Consider the following 18,425-nt stretch of genomic DNA (forward strand, 5'->3'; position numbering starts at 1 on the left):
AAAGTGGTGTACAATGTAGGTAACGATTAACAATTCGGTTGTCAAAAAGACAAGCCTAAAGAGAGGTGCTAAAAATGAGTTCTTTTGACAAAACGATGCGGTTTGATTTTTCAGAGGAGCCGTTCGAACATGATGTGAAGGAAGTGCTCTTACAGGTTCATGATGCTCTGCAGGAAAAAGGGTACAATCCGATCAATCAAATCGTAGGATACTTATTATCTGGAGATCCGGCTTACATTCCCAGACATCAAGATGCCAGAAATATCATCCGCCGTTTGGAACGTGATGAGATCATCGAAGAATTAGTCAAATCGTATTTGAAACAGCACAAAGAGGGATAATAGATGCGTGTAATGGGTTTAGACGTTGGTTCTAAAACAGTCGGAGTCGCCATCAGCGATGAGCTTGGCTGGACAGCTCAAGGAATTGAAACCATAAAAATCGACGAAGATCACGGTGTGTTCCGGATGGATCGAATAAAGGAACTTGCCGAAGAATACCAGGTGGGTACCGTTGTGGTCGGATTGCCTAAAAACATGAATAACACAATCGGTCCACGTGGGGAAGCGTCTAAAGCTTATGGGGAATTGATTCAACAGGAGTTATCCCTTCCCATTAAATATTGGGATGAAAGACTAAGCACGATGGCTGCTGAGAGAGTCCTTTTAGAAGCCGATGTAAGCAGGAAGAAGCGTAAGAAAGTAATCGATAAAATGGCTGCAATGATGATCCTTCAAGGATACTTAGACAGCCAAAAATAATGAGGTGAATGTTCATGGAACACGGAGAAAAACAAATTACAGTAGTTGACGAACAAGGAAATGAGCAATTATGCGAGGTCCTTTTCACATTTGAATCAGATAAATTCAATAAATCTTATGTTCTTTATTATCCACTTGGAGCAGATGAGAACGATGAAGAAGAAATCGAAATTCATGCATCTGCATTCATGGCTGGAGACGAAGGTCAGGAAGGCGAATTAAAGCCGATTGAAACAGAAGAAGAGTGGGACATGATCGAAGAAATGTTAAACACTTTCCTTGACGAAGAAGAAGACGCTGAATAAGCAGAAGATATAGCATAATATAAAGACAGGGACCGCAAAAAGGGACAAAAAATTCACCCTTTTTGCAGGTCCCTGTTTCACTTTGTGCGAAATATTGTATAATAGTGGAGATGATGTCGAATTGCGCAAAACGGATAGCCCGCTTTTTTGCTCGAAAGGGGGAAATGAAAGCTTTGGAAGAAAAGAAAAAGATAAAAGAGACACTTATGAAGAAATTGCTTGAAAGACAAGAGGAGGCAAAGGTCATCAGAAAAATAGTAGGTCTTGTCATCCTATGTCTTGTCATTGTCATAGGGGGAACGGCAATCGGTGGATACCTGTATGTGAATTCCGCCTTGAAACCGGTTGACCCTGAAAATACAAAGCCCGTAAAAGTGGATATACCCATCGGCTCCGGTGTGACTAGTATTGGTAGTATCTTGGAGGATAAAGGAATTGTAAAGAATTCAACGGTCTTTAAGTATTATGTGAAATTCAACAATGAGGCAGGATTCCAGGCAGGTTCATATGATTTGACGCCTTCGATGACCTTGAATGAAATTGTCAACAGCTTAAAGACAGGGAAGGTCATGAGGAAAGCAGAGTTTAAGATTACCATTCCAGAGGGGCTACAATTAGATCAGATCGCAGAGATCATTGCAGAAAAGTCCCCATATAAAAAAGAAGAGATTGAAAAGAAATTAAACGATAAGAAATGGCTCGAGCAATTAAAAGAGGAATATCCGGAATTGATCACAGATGAAATCCTGAACAAAGACATTAAGCGTCCGTTGGAAGGATATCTTTATCCTGCCACGTACCCTTTTTATGAAAAGAAGCCTTCTTTAGACACCATTCTGAAGAAAATGATCGCGCAAACGAATGAAGTACTGGCGCAGTATCAGGAAGCCATGGCGGCAAACGATTATACTCCTCACGAGCTTCTTACGCTCTCCTCCCTGATTGAGGAAGAAGCAACGGAAAAAGCGGACAGAGGGAAAATTTCAAGCGTCTTCTATAATCGCATGGAGGAAGGGATGCCCCTTCAGACAGATCCAACGGTCCTATATGCACTTGGGAAGCATAAAGCAAAAACTGTATACAAGGATTTGGAAGTGGATTCACCTTACAACACGTATCAGGTGAAGGGGCTGCCGCCTGGACCAATTGCGAATGCAGGTGTGTCTTCCATTGAAGCAGCCCTGCAGCCGGAGGATACGGAGTATTATTATTTCCTGGCTGCTTCCAATGGTTCGGTTTATTACTCCGAAACTCTGGATGAGCATAACGAGAAAAAAGCAAAATATATCACCAACAAGAAAGAATAGCTTCAGGAGAAGAGGAAAGAAACATTCGCTTTCCTCTTCTCTATGTGGTAAAATAGTACAAGTTATTTTTATATACGGGCGTTATCTTGATAGTCGTGTGAAGTAGAAAGCTCATTGCAGCTTTCTTCTTTTCATGTTGTCTAAGAAAGAAGCGTTTCCCGAACCCATTTATGATCATGATCGTGAGGCTAATATATGAATGAACAAGTGATTGGCTATATAGAATCAATTGTAAAAGAACGTCCTGCCTTAATTTCAGAGATGGAACAATATGCAGAAGTTCATGGCGTTCCCATCATGGAGCTGGTCGGAATCGAAGCGCTCTTGGGCATGTTACGGATCCAACAGCCAAAGCGCATCCTTGAAATCGGAACAGCTATAGGATATTCATCCCTTAGGATGGCTGAAGCTCTCCCTGAGACGACAGTTGTCACCCTTGAACGGGATGAAGAACGGTTCGAGGCTGCGCAACGTTTCCTCTCCCGATCCAAAGATGGCAATAGAATTGTTACGATTTTCGGTGATGCGCTAGAGCTCTCTGAAGAAGTGGAAAAGCATGGTCCGTTTGATGCCATCTTTATAGATGCTGCCAAGGGTCAGTACCTGAAGTTCTTTGACCTATACTCTGCCATGCTTACAGAGAACGGGGTCGTCTACTCGGATAACGTATTATTCAAAGGTCTGGTTGCCGAGGAACAGGTTGAGCAGAAAAGAATACGGAACATGGTGAAGAAGCTGCAGAATTATAATACCTGGCTGATGAATCATGAACAATTCGATACATCTATTTTACCTGTCGGTGATGGTATCGCCATCAGTAAGAAAAGAGGTGATTCATGATGAAAAAGCCGGAATTACTCGTAACCCCTACAAGCATATCCGACATTGAACCATTGGCAGCTGCAGGAGCCGATGCCTTCATGATCGGTGAACAGAAGTATGGATTGAGACTTGCCGGAGAGTTTTCACTGGAAGACGTTAGTGAAGCGATAACAGTTGCTCACAAACTCAACAAAAAAGTGTATGTGGCGATGAATGCCCTATTTCATAATGATAAAATTCCAGAACTGGATAATTATATTGCTGCTCTTGATGAAGCGGGGGCTGACGGCATCGTATTCGGTGATCCCGCTGTGTTGATGGCTGCACGGGAAGTAGCTCCTAAGATGAAGCTTCATTGGAATACGGAAACGACGGCCACAAACTGGTACACATGCAATTACTGGGGACGAAAAGGCGCTAAACGTGCTGTATTGGCACGGGAATTGAGTATGGAGACAATTCTGGAGATGAAAGAGAATGCAGAGGTCGAAATTGAGGTGCAAATCCACGGAATGACCTGTATGTTCCAATCAAAACGTTCACTGCTCGGTAACTATTTCGAATATCGGGGAAAAACGATGGAAATCGAGAATCGGAAAGAACAGCGAAATATGTTCTTACACGATGAAGAGCGCCATAATAAATACCCAATCTTTGAAGACGAAAACGGCACGCATATCATGAGCCCAAACGATATGTGCATTATTGATGAACTTGGTGAAATGATGGAAGCAGGTGTCGATTCCTTCAAAATTGATGGGGTGATGAAATCCCCTCAATATATTATTGAGATAACAAAACTGTATCGTAAGGCCATAGATTTGTGTGCGGATGATGAAGATCAATATGATGATCAGAAAGACGGGTTTTTAGAAGAAGCGAAAAGCCTGCAACCTGAAAATCGTCCCTTGGATACAGGATTTTTCTTTAAAGAAACCGTGTATTAAGTACACATGAAGATGTCAGAACGGAGGCGTTATGATGACCACGGTTGTAAAAAAGCCCATATCGAAACAGGTGGACGGAAAGCGTGTCATTGTGAAGAAACCTGAATTACTGGCTCCTGCCGGAAATCTGGAAAAATTGAAGATTGCTGTCCATTATGGGGCAGATGCTGTCTATATCGGCGGACAGGAATATGGTTTGCGCTCAAATGCCGGCAATTTCACACTTGATGATATGAAAGAAGGCGTGGAGTTTGCAAAGAAATATGGTGCAAAGATTTATGTGACTACGAATATCTATGCCCATAATGAAAATATGGATGGACTGGAAGAATATCTCCGTGGATTAGAGGAAGCTGGAGTGGCTGGAATCATTGTAGCGGATCCACTGATCATTGAGACTTGCAGGAGAGTGGCACCGAAAGTGGAAGTGCACTTAAGCACACAGCAGTCCCTTTCCAACTGGAAAGCTGTTCAGTTTTGGAAAGAAGAAGGGCTTGATCGTGTTGTGCTTGCCCGTGAAGCCAGTGGAAGAGAAATACAGGAAATGAAAGAAAAGGTGGATATCGAGATTGAAACCTTTATTCATGGAGCCATGTGTATTGCTTATTCAGGACGCTGCACGTTAAGTAACCATATGACGGCCAGGGATTCTAACCGCGGAGGCTGCTGTCAATCATGCCGCTGGGATTATGATTTATATGAATTGAACGGCAGAGAAGAGAATCCTCTTTATAATGAAAATGATGCTCCTTTTGCCATGAGCCCGAAAGATTTGAAGCTCGTTGAATCCATTCCGGGAATGATCGAATTGGGAATTGACAGTTTGAAGATTGAGGGACGCATGAAGTCCATTCACTATGTGGCCACTGTCGTAAGTGTGTACCGCAAAGTGATTGATGAATATTGTAAAGATCCAGACAACTTCGTCATTCAACAAGAATGGCTGGAGGAGCTGGAGAAATGTGCGAATCGTGACACTGCCCCGGCATTTTTTGAGGGGGTACCTGGATTCAAGGAGCAGATGTTCGGGGTCCATAACAAGAAGAACACAAATTATGAATTTGTCGGTCTTGTGTTAGACTACAATGAAGAAACTCAAATCGTCACACTGCAGCAACGGAACCATTTTAAGACCGGACAGGAAGTGGAATTTTTCGGTCCTGAAATCTCCAACTTTACTCAGGTAATAGAAGAAATGTGGGATGAGCGGGGTAATGAACTCAAAGTAGCCCGTCACCCGTTACAAATTGTGAAATTCAAGGTTCATCAGAGAGTATATCCTGATAACATGATGCGAAAGGAGAACACCTAATACTTATGAAGCAGAAACCCGTTGTGATCGGTGTAGCAGGAGGATCAGGCTCTGGTAAAACAAGTGTCACCAAAGCCATTTATGAGCAATTTCAAGGTCATTCAATTTTAATGCTGCAACAGGATTATTATTATAAAGATCAGTCCAATCTACCATTTGAGGAACGTTTGAAAACGAATTACGATCATCCGCTAGCCTTTGATAATGATCTATTGATTCAGCATCTGCACGGCCTGTTAGATCATCAATCCGTCAATAAACCGGTATATGATTATAAAATGCACACCCGTTCCGAGGACACGATTCTAGTTGAACCGAAGGATGTTATTATTTTAGAAGGAATTTTAGTATTAGAAGATGAAAGATTGCGTAACTTAATGGATATTAAGTTATATGTAGATACAGATGCAGATCTCAGAATCATCAGAAGAATGCTCCGCGATATTAAAGAGCGCGGCCGTTCTATCGATTCCGTCATCGATCAATACATTACAGTCGTTCGTCCGATGCACAATCAATTCATTGAACCGACAAAGAGATATGCCGATGTGATCATCCCTGAAGGCGGTCATAATCACGTGGCGATCGATTTAATGGTAACAAAAATTCAAACAATTCTTGAACAAAAGTCATTTTTGTAATACGATAGCATAGATAAAGACATATAGGCGAGATTACATTTTCCCACATTGTAAAGAAGCAGGGAATGGAGTGAGAAGAGATTCTCCCTCCATTCCCTCCCTTTACATACGTAGCACATTTACATATAGAGTACGGGAAAGCTCTTAGAGAGAAAAGGAGTGAAGAGGGTCATGAGTACGGAAAAAGTATTTCCTATGACAGCAGAAGGTAAAGAAAAGTTAGAAAAAGAACTGGAGAATTTGAAAACGGTTAAACGTAAAGAGGTCGTTGAGCGCATCAAAATCGCCCGTAGCTTCGGAGATTTATCCGAGAACTCTGAGTACGACGCAGCAAAAGATGAACAAGCATTCGTCGAAGGTCGTATTTCCACATTAGAAAATATGATTCGCAACGCGAAAATCATTCAAGAAGATGACATGAATTCAGATACAGTACAATTAGGTAAAAAAGTGACATTCGTGGAACTGCCTGACGGAGATAAAGAAACATATACAATTGTCGGTAGTGCAGAAGCAGATCCATTTGAAGGAAAGATTTCAAATGATTCACCGATCGCGAAAAGCCTTCTTGGCCATAAAGTAGGCGCAGAAGTGAATGTTCAGACTCCAGGCGGGGAAATGAGCGTTAAGATTGTAGAAGTAAGCTGATTTTGTTAAGAAGGGGCTCACAATGTGAGTCTCTTCTTTTTTGTGTGCAAAAAGATTATTTCATATGAATCTCGTCAACAATGGGGACGAGGTGACAAAATGAAACGGAAGCGGATCAGAATTCTCAGTATCGTATTATTACTGGCTCTTCTTGCACTATCAGGTAGATTGATGCAATTGCAATTATTCCAGACAGAATCATATTCCAGTCATAAAATCAATCTGCTCGAGGAGAGTGTCGCTCAACGGACGCAAGCATTGGTAATCGATGAAGGAAGGGGGGAATTCCTTGATCGGAACGGAACCCCCCTGACCTTTACAGAAAAAAATGTCCTTGTTCTATTCCCCTTTCTTAAACAAATGGAATGGCCGGTGGAAAAAGTGGCAGCCGTCCTCCACGTGCCTCCGGAAACGATTCAAACGAAGGTGGAGCAAGCAAAAGGACCGATCGTTTTTGGTGGAAAAGAGCCATTTAGCCTTTCGGAAGAGCAGGTGAAGGAAATCAATTCTTTTAAAATCCAGGGAGTGTTCGCCCTTACGAAGAAGTTTAAGAGCAACGTTGTGCCTGCTTCACAGCTGATCGGGGTCACGGGAGAAAACACAGAGGAATTTCACAAGCGGTATCCAGACAGAGTGAAGGGAGCGAACCAGCAGATCGGGGTCTCAGGACTTCAAGAGAACTTCGATGAGTGGCTGGTTGCGGAAGAAGAGGCAAAGCTGATATACCATGTGGATGCCAGGGGGGGCCCGTTATTTGGTGTAGATGTAAAGTATCTGGCCCCTGCCAATCCATTTTACCCTTTGAACGTGAAAACGACGATCGATGAGAAGATGCAGCTTGCCCTGGAAGAAGTGGCGGATACATATCATATCGAGAAGGGTGGGCTCTTACTTCTTGATATTGAAAAAAGTGAAATACTCGCCAGTGTTTCAAAACCTGCCATGAAGAACAGGGATCCCTTCAGTGGGGGGGCGACAAACTACATGCTGAAAGCGCTGATTCCGGGTTCTGTATTTAAGACCGTAGTGGCTGCTGCGGCCCTGGATGAGGGGATCGTGGATGAACGCAGGTTATTTCCTTGTGATGAGGGCATCAATGGCCGACCGGCAGAAAAGCCACACGGCAACATCAACATCAAAACAAGCATCGCAGTCAGCTGTAACCGGACGTTTGCGGACCTGGCAAAAGAACTTACTGAGAAAGATGATCATATCCTCGATGAATATGCCGGAAAAATTGGGCTGATCGGTGACATTGCCTGGAAAGGTGACGTCTTTCATTACGGAAGCTTTCCTCAGCTCCAGGTGAGTGAAGGAAGGATCTTCTCGTCAGATGGGGACCGGGGTGAACCTAAACTTGTTTCTCAGACAGGCATTGGACAACAGGAGGTCCGCGTCACCCCACTCGGCATTGCCAATATGATGGCCACCATTGCGAGGGGCGGAGAGAAGTTTCAGGTGAGCGCCGTATCAGAAGTACAGTATCAAAATGGGACCGCCATGTTTTCGTTTCCTAAGCAGAAGATCGAGGGAGAGACAATCACCCCCTTTACAGCCATGAAGCTTCAGCAATATTTAAGGGGAGTGGTCAATTCTCCAGTAGGAACGGCACCATACTTGCAGACCGCCGCTTATACGATCGCCGGGAAAACCGGGACAGCACAAACAGGGAAATACAGGGGAGAAGAGGTGAAGGCGAACGAATTATATAATAAATGGTTCGCTGGCTACTTTCCCTTCGAAAACCCAAAATACGCCCTTGTTGCCGTCAATATGGATGTGACCATCGGCGAAGGGGGGATCTACCCTATCTTCAAAGACAGCGTCGATGCCATTTACCGCCTTGATCATCAGTAAAAAGGTATTTCTGTGACCTTTTTCCCTTTGTCGCCCGGCTGGATAATGTTTCGCTTTATTCTTTTCCTCTTATCATGTTAAAATGTGTAGGATAATAGGGAGGGAACAAAATGGCGAAATACCAATCTCGATTAGACAAGCGATCCAAAAAGAATACAAATAAAATTTTAAACATAATGATTGCAGTAGTACTTCTATTGATTGTCGTTGTCGGAGGCACCATCGTATTCGGCGGCGGTGGCGATGAAAAAGCGACGACGGACGCTCCGAAGAATTCAGAAACCAAGGATGCCAAAAGCGATAAAAGCGCAAAAGAAAAACAAGACAGCGATAAATCCGTGTCTATGGAAGAAAATAGCGATACTGAGGATAAAGCAGACGAAGAACAAAAAGAAAATGACAAAAAGAAAGAGGATGAACAAAAGAAGGACGAAACCTCTGATGACAATAATGAAAGTGTCGCTCTGGACGACAGTAAGATGAAAGTCGAGGAAGGCGATGGAGATAATGTGGAGAAAACCATGGTTCATCCCGACTGGAAGCCGATTGGGACTGAACAGTCCGGTGACCACGTATCTTCCTATGAAACCGGCACAACCGACTGGCAGGAAAAAATCAAGGCCGTATCGTATGCAACGGGCATTTCTGAAGACAATATGACCGTTTGGTGGATGGAAGGAAACGGCGGACCACAGAAATCCATGGCTACCGTGACAGCCAAAGATACAAAGACGCCTTACCGCGTATATCTGCAGTGGGTCGACGGAAAAGGATGGCAGCCGACGAAAGTACAGGAGTTAAAGGAAAATGATAAAGACTGATGATTAGAGGGTCCTGAGGGGCTCTCTTTTTTTTGTAGTTGGATCGGTAAATTTTTTACAAATAAAGGTAATCGGCTGGATTCATTGCAGGATCGGCTGGTTTTACACTGAAACCGGCTGGATTATGGATGTTCTACGCCAGATTTTTTGCATAAACCGCTGGATTCAGCACCATTTCGGCTGGATTCCTCCAAGCCAAGATGAATATTCAATATTCTGCACATGATTCCTATCCGATAAATACAAAAAAGGCCCTCCCAACTTCGAAGGGTCTTTTTCCATCAATCATTTCTTTACTTTAAAATGCACCATCGCGCTGTATAATCTTCTCCCGTTCTCATCGATGGAAACCGCATGATCCACATGATGGACCGAGAGCATGATGGCTTTATTATGCTGAATCTGTTCATCTACCTTTTTCTCCAATGTCCGTAAATTGTCTGCTTCAAAAAATTCCACTTTATCTTCAATTAAATCAAATGAAATATTCATGGGGGACCTCCTTCTTATCCTTGATCTGGATGGGTTGCCCCTTTATTTTAGAGCCCTTTCTCCCTTTTGACAAATAAAATTTGTTGAATAAGTCAGGAGAATATGATAATTTAATAACAGTTTTAATTTTAATTCATAGTATGTTTATAGGAATTATAAACTTAATGTTGCAGAGGTGCTTAACCATGGGTAGAGAATTTTTGGATCTGTTTCAGGATTGGGCAGATTCCTATGATGATACAGTAACCGGGAAAGACGTGGAATACCAAGCAGTGTTTGAACAGTATGACAGGATTCTTGATGAAGTGGTTTCCAGATCCAAAGGCAGAGTCGTTGAATTTGGTCCGGGTACGGGGAATCTTACGAAGAGATTGCTGGATGCGGGCTTTGAGGTCATTCCATATGAACCGTCTCCTGAAATGAGAGCGGTCGGTATGCAGAAGCTAGGGAAAGATGTGACGTTCAGAGATGGCGATTTCCTTGATTTTTCTTTAGAAGGGCATGTCGATTCCATCGTAAGTTCATATGCGTTTCACCATTTAACCGATAAAGAAAAGGGAAAAGCTTTCAGCATCTATGGAAAGCTTCTAGGACAAGGTGGTAAAATAGTATTTGCTGATACAATGTTTGAAACGGATCAGCATTATCAAGCCGCCATATCCCAAGCATTAAAAAAAGAGTATTTCAATCTGGCTGAAGATTTAAAAAGGGAATATTACACCACCTTACATGTATTAAGGGAGTTATTGACCCAGAATGGATTTTCAGTTGCGTTTCATCAAGTGAATACGTTCGTGTGGATCATGGAGGCGACTAAAAAGTAGAAAGAGGTATTAACCAATGAAAATCGCCATCATCGGAGCAATGGAAGAAGAAGTAGCCTTATTAAGAGAGAACATTTCAAGCCCTGCAGTAGAAACGATCGCAGGGTGTGAATATACAAGTGGTACCATGAACGACAAAGAAGTGATTTTACTTCGTTCCGGAATCGGAAAAGTGAATGCAGCGATGTCGACAGCTGTTCTAATGCAGCACTTCAAACCGGATTTCATCATCAACACTGGGTCAGCAGGAGGATTCGATCCTTCGCTAAATGTAGGTGATGTTGTCATTTCAACTGAAGTAAGACATCATGATGTGGATGTAACAGCTTTTGGGTATGAATATGGTCAGGTTCCTCAGCTTCCTGCAGCGTTTACGGCAGACGAGAAGTTGAAGCAAACGGCCATCGACAGCGTGAGGGAGTTAGGGGACGTACAGGTGGTTTCTGGCTTGATTGCTACTGGAGACTCTTTTATGAATGATCCCAAGCGAGTGGAAGCGATCCGTGATAAGTTCACCGGCCTGCAGGCAGTGGAAATGGAAGCGGCAGCCATCGCACAAGTGGCACATCAATTCGGGGTCCCATTTGTCATCATTCGATCTCTATCGGATATTGCCGGTAAGGAATCGGATGTTTCCTTTGATCAATATTTAGAAAAGGCAGCACTTCACTCTGCGAAAATGGTCATGAGCATTGTAAAGTCTGTTTAATACAAGGATCATACAGCTGACCCAGGCACCTTTTCCCTCATCGATGGATACCGGACGTGTTCAAGAGCCGTTAATTCAACCGTTATGAGAACGAATTGGTACATGGGTCTGTTTTTGGTTAAAGGGGGATTGAAGACATGGACGTTTATAAGAGTGTACACGACCTGATAGGAAATACACCGATCGTTGAACTGACACATTTCCCGCTGAAGAAAGGTGTCCGCCTTTTTGCCAAGCTGGAGTTTTTTAACCCTGGAGGCAGCGTAAAAGATCGATTGGGACTGGAGTTATTAAAGACGGCCGTCGCGAGCGGTAAGATTATGCCCGGGGGGACCTTCATTGAACCAACGGCAGGAAATACAGGGATCGGCCTGGCATTGGCTGCAGTGAACTCAGGCTACAAGGTCATATTCTGCATTCCGGAAAAATTCAGTATGGAAAAGCAGGAGCTTATGAGGGCACTGGGTGCGACGATCGTTCATACACCTACAGAAGAAGGCATGAAGGGTGCTATCGCGAAAGCCGCCGAATTGGTGAATGAAATCCCTAACTCGTATTCCCCGCAGCAATTTGGAAATGTTGCCAATCCGAATACGTATTACAAAACGTTGGGACCTGAAATCTGGCAGCAGATGGACGGAAACATTCATACCTTTGTCGCCGGTGCAGGGACAGGCGGAACCTTTATGGGGACTGCACGCTATCTTAAAGAGATGAAGGAGACGATTAAAACAGTGATCGTTGAACCTGAAGGATCAATCCTGAATGGGGGAGAATCAGGACCTCATAAAACAGAAGGTATCGGGATGGAGTTCCTGCCTGAATATATGGATTCACGTTATTTTAACAGCATCCATACCGTCACTGATGTAGATGCCTTCACAAGGGTAAAGGAACTTGCATTATTAGAAGGGCTGCTCGTAGGCAGTTCTTCCGGGGCTGCCCTGCATGCAGCGTTACTGGAAGCAGAAAAGGCTGAACCGGGTCATCATATCGTCACAATTTTCCCGGATTCAAGTGAGAGATATTTAAGTAAGAAAATATATCAAGGAGGAATCTAATCATGAAAAAGAAAACACAATTAATTCACGGTGGTATCCCGACAGATCCTCAAACTGGTGCCGTATCTACTCCCATTTATCAGGTGAGTACGTATAAGCAGGATGAAGTAGGAAAGCATAAAGGCTTCGAATATTCCCGTTCAGGAAATCCTACCCGCCACGCTTTGGAAGAGCTTATCAAAGATCTGGAAGGCGGAGAGAAAGGATTTGCATTTGGATCAGGAATGGCGGCCATCACGGCAGTCATGATGATGTTCAATAGCGGAGATCATATCGTGATGACGGATGATGTATACGGTGGCACGTACCGTGTCATGACCAAAGTGTTAAACCGCATTGGAATTCAATCCACATTTGTTGATTCAAGTGATATCAGCAATATCGAAAAAGCGATTCAATCGAATACTAAGGCTGTATACATCGAAACACCTACCAATCCACTATTGAAAATCACCGATATCGAGGCAGCAGCTTCATTAGCCAAGAAACACAATCTATTGACCATCGTAGATAATACGTTCAGCACTCCATATTGGCAAAACCCGATCAGCCTGGGAGCCGACATTGTCCTTCACAGTGCTACAAAATATATCGGCGGACACAGTGACGTTGTGGCAGGTCTGGTTGTGGTGAACTCACAAGAGCTTGCGGAAGAATTATTCTTTGTACAGAATTCCACAGGAGGGGTTCTCGGTCCACAGGATTCGTGGTTATTAATTCGTGGTATCAAAACATTGGGACTTCGAATGGAAGAACATGAAGAAAATACAAAGAAGATCGTCGAGTTTCTTTCTTCTCATCCGAAAGTATCAAAGGTATATTACCCAGGATTAGAAACCCATCCGAATCATGCCATTGCTAAAAAGCAGGCATCAGGATTTGGTGGCATGGTTTCCTTTGATGTAGGAAGCGAAGAAAATGCCGACAGACTATTAACCAATACGAAATTCTTTACATTGGCAGAAAGCCTTGGTGCTGTAGAAAGTCTTATTTCCGTTCCTGCCCGCATGACTCATGCCTCCATTCCGGCAGAACGTCGTAATGAACTCGGAATCACTGATGGTCTTGTTAGGATCTCTGTCGGCCTTGAAGATGTAGAGGACTTGATAGAAGACATCAACAACGCCCTTTCCAAGTAAAGGAACCAGTGGAAGAACTGGTATCAATTACATGACAGACTCCGTGCATTCATATGTTACCATAGAATGAGAGTTTACTAGTTCTAAAGTAGGTGAATGCAAATGGATAACAAAAAGACCATTCAACATAAGATCATTGACTTCAAGCGATTTGGTTTTACGTTACTTGCACTTAGTGTCTTTATGTATTTAGGCGTCATCATTCCAACAGTAGCGGCCACACCAGGTAAAATGGTCCCCCTCATGACAGGGACCGTTGTTTTACTCGGGCTGTCACTATACTTCTTTACAAAAGCAATCAAATATAAAAAAGATCTGCAGTCAGCGGATGAATAGATAAGAAAAGCGGATTCTCAAATGAGGGTCCGCTTTTCTACTTTGTTAGTGAATGTGGAAATTTGTAGAAAAAATAATAAAGAAAAGAGTTTACTTTCATGTGAGAATTGGATATACTAACCAATGTAAGGAAAAAATCTCAAAAGGGAGGTCGAAGAAAATGTTCGTGCTAATTGGAAAAAAAGACACAACTTCATATTGTTTTCATCATTCGACCGCTTGTGGGAGTTCTTTAGCTTAATTTAAATTCCATTAAATGATAGCCACAGGGAGAATGTAGATCCCTGTGGCTTTTTTGTGCCACAAGGGTCGGTCTCTTTGTGGCTTTTTATTATGCTCTGCTTATAAGCAGGCACTGTGAAAGGGGTGATATGTATGACACTGAATCTTTTATTTATTACGGTAACCTTTAATAAGAAGCAAGAATCGTTTGAAGAAGCTTCTCATAATGAAACGGTTTCAAAAAGTTATGAAGAAACGAAAACAAAGCAGCACTATATGTCGCAATTGTTCTAAGACATAAGATCAACTAATGGAGAGGAGAATGAATGATGATTTATGTACAGGTGAAAATGCTGAATGCGCTATGGGTAGAGAAGGATACTGCCTAACGATACAGGAGGTGGTGGAAACATGTTTTTGAATATTGTACTTTGGTCGGCTTTCTTCCATAAAAGAAAGAAGCGGGTGAGCCAATAACGATGAAGAGGATGCCCTTCCCAAAGGGGTATCCTCTTTTTTGTCATAGGGGAATCACCAGTCACATATCTGTCAATCTTTAGTAATAAGTTGTTCACGAATCGGAGGGGAATATGCGTTATTTCGTGATACATTAATAGTAAGAAGTTCAGTTTAATGAGGGAGAGGGATGACGATGTTCTCAATGATAATGGGGCTTATCCTGACATCTGTGATTGGTTTGATCATTTCCGCTGAGGTAAGCGTAGAGTAGTGAATATGAAAAGAAAAGCGGCCAATGGACCGCTTTTCTTTATTAGGATTTATTCCGCTTTTCTTTTTCTTCACGATAAAATTCATGAAACATCTTCATGAGGGCACGTTTCTCGATCCGTGAGACATAGCTTCTCGAAATTCCCAATTCCTTTGCAATCTCCCTTTGGGTCTTCTCTTCTTTTAAATCCAGTCCGAACCGACCTACGATTACTTCCTTTTCCCTCTCGTCCAGTACGCAAATGTATTTTCTGACCTTTTCGAGCTCCATGCTCAATTGAATGGTATCAATGACGTCATCGCTTTCCGATTTTAAAATATCGATCAAGCTGATTTCATTTCCTTCTTTATCCTGGCCGATGGGATCGTGGAGGGAGACATCTTTCTTGGTCTTCTTAAGGGCACGGAGATGCATGAGGATTTCATTCTTCATTACAAAAGGATAGTGCGAATAAATTTATTCTTAAAAGAATATTCAATCTCAATAAATTGTATTGTATCAAGGTTTCAACTCCATTATTATTTAAGAGATATGACTGAAAGGAGAACATACATTTGTTAGTAGTAGACACCTTTGAAAATCTTTTATCAGAATCAGATATGTCTCTTTCGGAGATAGCCGATGCGATAGGAATACCTAAAAGCCAGTTATCTGCTTACTTTACGAGCAAAGGGAAAAAGACCATTGATTTTGTTTATCTTTTGAGAGCTGTTCGGGTCATTAAACCCGATTATGAAGAAGCATTCATGAAAGCTATCTGTCCCTGTTTTTTGCGTCCACGTAATTTAAGAGCTGCCATGGAGTACGCATCTACATTCAATTATTTTGATCTTCAAAGGGTATTGTATGAGGTTAATGTCGTTTTAGGAAGAGAGAATAAAGATTTCGCAGAGATATATTTAATTTATTTGGATTTCCAAGAGGGCAAGGTAGATAAAGAAGAGATACTTGCCAGGGTTAATCTGTACACACCTAAATGCTACGAAACAGAAATAATGAAGGTTATTATTCTTTGTTCTCTATACTACGTGAAGAAGGATTATAAGATGGTGTACAAGCTGTCTTATAACCTAGATGAATTAGTCGGGAAAATTAAAACGGAATATATCAGGGAGAGCTACATGTCCCGGGCGTGTGATCTGATTGCTCGAAGCTATTTGTACTATAAAAACGATGTGAAGAAGGCCCGTTTTTTTGCTACTTCACTTATGAAGAATGAGTTTTCAGCGTACAGAAGGATACATGCTGATTATATAATGTCTATTTCTTATTTCTATGAGGATTATCAGCTCTGCATGAACTATATGAAGAAGTACAAAAGATCGCTTATCGAAACCGGTAACGTTGTATTAGCTGAAGAGTTAGATAATAAGGAAATTCCTTTTGTGAAAAACCACTGGAATAAAAATAAAAGTATTGTCTCCAATGATATGGCAGAAGTAGCTCATTTCCATGCGAAGAATGGTAATAAAGAAGAAGCGTTGAATGTTCTAAAAGCGATGGAACCACTGACACCGTTTCAATTGTATTATAAAGGGATAGTCCTTAATGATCCCCAGGTGCTCTCACTATCGTTTGTCGAATTCATGAAGCTTGGTAATCGTTTTTTCGCGAATCTTCCGAAAAATGAATTAAAAAAATATGAAAATTATGGATTTTTCGCAGAACTTCTGTATAATAAAACGGGTAATATATTCTAATCAAAAAGGAGATACATCATTGAAGAAAATACTTATACTATCCTTATTGACCATCAGCATTCTTGTTGGTGTTCAAGAAGCAAAACAAACTAATGAATCGGCTACCACCGATAATCTTTATTCAACTTACGGAATCAAAGGTGATCCAGGTGGCGGCGGTATTTAAGATATGACGCTTACTCTTATGAGTAGGCGTTTTTTTGTTCGAATTTTTTATTGTGTAAATTTTCAGAACACTAGGATTAAATTAAACCTGTTGTGGTATTATTTGTATATGAAAAAAATGTAATAAATGGTTACTAATTGTCGGTTGTTCGCACATATCGAACTCCACTACAGACCGCCTAAACTTACTGGCGATCTGCGACCGATTCCCATTCATACAAGTCCTCAATGTTGCAATTAAGGGCATGAGAGATGATTTTAGCTGATTCCAACGACATCACATGCTTGTTGTTTACATACTCAGATATCTGTGATTTCGGTATGTATGTTATCTCAGCCAATTGTGTTTGAGTTAGATCGGCATCAAGTAATCGGTCGCGTAATAAGCATCTACCGACTTTGAACAACCAATCACACCTCCGTAATACAGTATAACATAATTACGTATTACCTAGACAAATATTAATGTGGGTGTAAATAAATGTCTTTTGTTAGTCCGAAGGTTGTATTATAATTAAAAACAGAACATACGTTCTAATCGAGGGGGAGCAATACAATGAAACAAACTGTCGATGTAGCTGAAATGATCAGAAAACTAGAGAATCTAATCGAAAATAACAGTAAAAATCATAAAAAAAGCTCCTGCGATTAGGAGCTTCCTACTTTTTATTTGTATGTCTGATGAATCGAATGTACTCAAGCATCTTCTCAACTTCTTCATCAGTTGCTGGTTCGCCATCTATATGAAGATTATAATTTTTCTTGATGTTCTCAAGTGAAAGATCTCTTTCGAATAATAAATCTTTTTCTGACTTTTTAAACTCATCCTGATCTTCTTCATCAATAAAGAAATATGAAATATGTAAATGAAAATATTTTGCAACCTTCTCCAAGAATTCTACAGACGCACCTGACTTGCCACTTTCCAACTTGGAGATATGAGCATGGGATACACCTAAATCATCTGCAAGTTCTCTCACACCTATATTCTTTTCTAAACGCAGCTTCTTTATTTTTTCCCCTATATTCATAACTCACAACTCCTTTACGTAGTTAATTTTACACACTTAATAAATAATAGTAAATAAATTAATGTAAAAAAATATGAAAAAGGTGTTGACTAATAATTACCACATATGGTAACTTGTAATTACAGTAACAATAAGTTACCAGAAAGGAGTTGAAACCTTCGAATGAAATGCCAATTGAAAACCATCAGAGAGAGCAAAAAAATGACTCAGCAGCAGTTAGCGGATCTCATTGGATGCACTAGAGAGAACATTTCTCGTATTGAAAACAACAAAGGCTACACTCATTACCCTACACTATCTAAGATTGCCGACAAGCTAGGTGTTAATGTAAGTGATATTTTTTTAAACTAATTGGTAACTAAAAGTTACAAAGGAGGAAACCAATGAAAGTCATTATTGAAAAGGGAGAATACTTCCAACAAGCCAAGGAGCAAACTCAACAATTGCTTGCCCGTAAGATCATATCGAAGTCGAATCGAGTTAAAGCGTCGTAGACCCATGTAGTGACATAAGGAGGCAGAAGAAATTGGCTGATAAAATGAATGAAAAAATGATAGAAGTTGCTAACGAAGCGTTAGAAAAGTGTGATGAATAT

23 protein-coding genes and 1 pseudogene are annotated in these 18,425 nt (G+C 41.5%); 20 read left to right on the forward strand and 4 right to left on the reverse strand.

Features of this window, described 5'->3' with window-relative positions; all coding sequences use genetic code 11:
• Positions 1-74 precede the first annotated feature (74 nt).
• The 11 genes from KYJ26_RS08800 (at position 75) to KYJ26_RS08850 (ending at position 9,421) form a co-directional block, all read left to right on the forward strand.
• Positions 75-341 carry an IreB family regulatory phosphoprotein gene (locus KYJ26_RS08800; RefSeq protein WP_034757362.1) on the forward strand — a complete coding sequence of 89 codons (267 nt, stop codon included), beginning with the start codon at positions 75-77 and terminating at the stop codon, positions 339-341.
• Between the two features lie 3 nt (positions 342-344).
• Positions 345-761, forward strand: coding sequence for a Holliday junction resolvase RuvX (ruvX, locus tag KYJ26_RS08805; protein ID WP_219166880.1), 417 nt, complete (start codon positions 345-347; stop codon positions 759-761).
• Positions 762-775: 14 nt separating this feature from the next.
• Positions 776-1,066 carry a DUF1292 domain-containing protein gene (locus KYJ26_RS08810; protein WP_098439785.1) on the forward strand — a complete coding sequence of 97 codons (291 nt, stop codon included), beginning with the start codon at positions 776-778 and terminating at the stop codon, positions 1,064-1,066.
• Positions 1,067-1,230: 164 nt separating this feature from the next.
• Positions 1,231-2,373, forward strand: coding sequence for an endolytic transglycosylase MltG (gene mltG, locus KYJ26_RS08815; protein ID WP_219166881.1), 1,143 nt, complete (start codon positions 1,231-1,233; stop codon positions 2,371-2,373).
• A 195-nt stretch (positions 2,374-2,568) separates the two neighbouring features.
• Positions 2,569-3,213: an O-methyltransferase gene (locus tag KYJ26_RS08820; RefSeq protein WP_219166882.1), complete on the forward strand. Its 645-nt coding sequence runs from the start codon at positions 2,569-2,571 to the stop codon at positions 3,211-3,213.
• On the forward strand, positions 3,213-4,142 hold the full coding sequence (locus tag KYJ26_RS08825) for a peptidase U32 family protein (RefSeq protein ID WP_219166927.1): 930 nt from the start codon (positions 3,213-3,215) through the stop codon (positions 4,140-4,142). Before KYJ26_RS08820 ends, KYJ26_RS08825 begins: the two co-directional genes overlap by 1 nt.
• A gap of 34 nt (positions 4,143-4,176) precedes the next feature.
• Positions 4,177-5,454, forward strand: a complete 1,278-nt coding sequence (locus tag KYJ26_RS08830) for a peptidase U32 family protein (RefSeq protein ID WP_219166883.1) — start codon at positions 4,177-4,179, stop codon at positions 5,452-5,454.
• Positions 5,455-5,459: 5 nt separating this feature from the next.
• Entirely contained in the window at positions 5,460-6,095 is a 636-nt protein-coding gene (gene udk / locus KYJ26_RS08835; protein ID WP_219166884.1) for a uridine kinase, read from the forward strand.
• Positions 6,096-6,266: 171 nt separating this feature from the next.
• Positions 6,267-6,743: a transcription elongation factor GreA gene (gene greA, locus KYJ26_RS08840; protein ID WP_034760526.1), complete on the forward strand. Its 477-nt coding sequence runs from the start codon at positions 6,267-6,269 to the stop codon at positions 6,741-6,743.
• A 99-nt stretch (positions 6,744-6,842) separates the two neighbouring features.
• On the forward strand, positions 6,843-8,600 hold the full coding sequence (locus tag KYJ26_RS08845; protein ID WP_219166885.1) for a peptidoglycan D,D-transpeptidase FtsI family protein: 1,758 nt from the start codon (positions 6,843-6,845) through the stop codon (positions 8,598-8,600).
• Positions 8,601-8,710: 110 nt separating this feature from the next.
• The gene (locus KYJ26_RS08850; RefSeq protein ID WP_219166886.1) at positions 8,711-9,421 is read left to right on the forward strand and encodes a YrrS family protein; all 711 of its coding nucleotides are present in this window, start codon (positions 8,711-8,713) and stop codon (positions 9,419-9,421) included.
• A gap of 285 nt (positions 9,422-9,706) precedes the next feature.
• Here KYJ26_RS08850 and KYJ26_RS08855 read toward each other — a convergent pair whose 3' ends face one another.
• A complete protein-coding gene (locus KYJ26_RS08855; protein ID WP_206850163.1) occupies positions 9,707-9,913 on the reverse strand; it encodes a DUF2536 family protein in 207 nt (68 codons plus the stop codon).
• Between the two features lie 185 nt (positions 9,914-10,098).
• On the opposite strand from KYJ26_RS08855, the gene KYJ26_RS08860 reads away from it, so the two are divergent.
• The 6 genes from KYJ26_RS08860 (at position 10,099) to KYJ26_RS08885 (ending at position 14,498) form a co-directional block, all read left to right on the forward strand.
• A complete protein-coding gene (locus tag KYJ26_RS08860; protein WP_219166887.1) occupies positions 10,099-10,737 on the forward strand; it encodes a class I SAM-dependent methyltransferase in 639 nt (212 codons plus the stop codon).
• Positions 10,738-10,753: 16 nt separating this feature from the next.
• Positions 10,754-11,446, forward strand: coding sequence for a 5'-methylthioadenosine/S-adenosylhomocysteine nucleosidase (mtnN, locus tag KYJ26_RS08865; protein WP_219166888.1), 693 nt, complete (start codon positions 10,754-10,756; stop codon positions 11,444-11,446).
• A 137-nt stretch (positions 11,447-11,583) separates the two neighbouring features.
• Positions 11,584-12,507, forward strand: coding sequence for a PLP-dependent cysteine synthase family protein (locus KYJ26_RS08870; protein WP_219166889.1), 924 nt, complete (start codon positions 11,584-11,586; stop codon positions 12,505-12,507).
• A gap of 2 nt (positions 12,508-12,509) precedes the next feature.
• Positions 12,510-13,646 carry a bifunctional cystathionine gamma-lyase/homocysteine desulfhydrase gene (locus KYJ26_RS08875; RefSeq protein WP_219166890.1) on the forward strand — a complete coding sequence of 379 codons (1,137 nt, stop codon included), beginning with the start codon at positions 12,510-12,512 and terminating at the stop codon, positions 13,644-13,646.
• A 102-nt stretch (positions 13,647-13,748) separates the two neighbouring features.
• A complete protein-coding gene (locus KYJ26_RS08880; protein WP_219166891.1) occupies positions 13,749-13,982 on the forward strand; it encodes a YrhC family protein in 234 nt (77 codons plus the stop codon).
• A 375-nt stretch (positions 13,983-14,357) separates the two neighbouring features.
• Positions 14,358-14,498, forward strand: coding sequence for a YrzI family small protein (locus KYJ26_RS08885; RefSeq protein ID WP_206850137.1), 141 nt, complete (start codon positions 14,358-14,360; stop codon positions 14,496-14,498).
• 478 nt (positions 14,499-14,976) lie between these two features.
• On the opposite strand, the pseudogene KYJ26_RS08890 reads toward KYJ26_RS08885, so the two are convergent.
• Positions 14,977-15,366: pseudogene (locus tag KYJ26_RS08890) on the reverse strand (sigma-70 family RNA polymerase sigma factor); the annotation flags it as partial.
• Positions 15,367-15,488: 122 nt separating this feature from the next.
• Between KYJ26_RS08890 and KYJ26_RS08895 the strand changes: the two are divergent.
• Positions 15,489-16,634, forward strand: a complete 1,146-nt coding sequence (locus KYJ26_RS08895) for an AimR family lysis-lysogeny pheromone receptor (RefSeq protein ID WP_219166892.1) — start codon at positions 15,489-15,491, stop codon at positions 16,632-16,634.
• Positions 16,635-16,653: 19 nt separating this feature from the next.
• Entirely contained in the window at positions 16,654-16,800 is a 147-nt protein-coding gene (locus tag KYJ26_RS08900; protein ID WP_219166893.1) for a hypothetical protein, read from the forward strand.
• A gap of 184 nt (positions 16,801-16,984) precedes the next feature.
• Here KYJ26_RS08900 and KYJ26_RS08905 read toward each other — a convergent pair whose 3' ends face one another.
• Together KYJ26_RS08905 and KYJ26_RS08910 are read right to left on the reverse strand one after the other, a co-directional pair.
• On the reverse strand, positions 16,985-17,206 hold the full coding sequence (locus KYJ26_RS08905) for a helix-turn-helix transcriptional regulator (RefSeq protein WP_219166894.1): 222 nt from the start codon (positions 17,204-17,206) through the stop codon (positions 16,985-16,987).
• A 252-nt stretch (positions 17,207-17,458) separates the two neighbouring features.
• Positions 17,459-17,830 carry a helix-turn-helix domain-containing protein gene (locus tag KYJ26_RS08910; RefSeq protein ID WP_219166895.1) on the reverse strand — a complete coding sequence of 124 codons (372 nt, stop codon included), beginning with the start codon at positions 17,828-17,830 and terminating at the stop codon, positions 17,459-17,461.
• A 162-nt stretch (positions 17,831-17,992) separates the two neighbouring features.
• On the opposite strand from KYJ26_RS08910, the gene KYJ26_RS24360 reads away from it, so the two are divergent.
• Positions 17,993-18,181, forward strand: coding sequence for a helix-turn-helix transcriptional regulator (locus KYJ26_RS24360; protein WP_219166896.1), 189 nt, complete (start codon positions 17,993-17,995; stop codon positions 18,179-18,181).
• Positions 18,182-18,425: the final 244 nt, after the last annotated feature.

Origin of the sequence: Rossellomorea orangium (assembly GCF_019334305.1) — a bacterium.
Lineage (GTDB): Bacteria > Bacillota > Bacilli > Bacillales > Bacillaceae_B > Rossellomorea.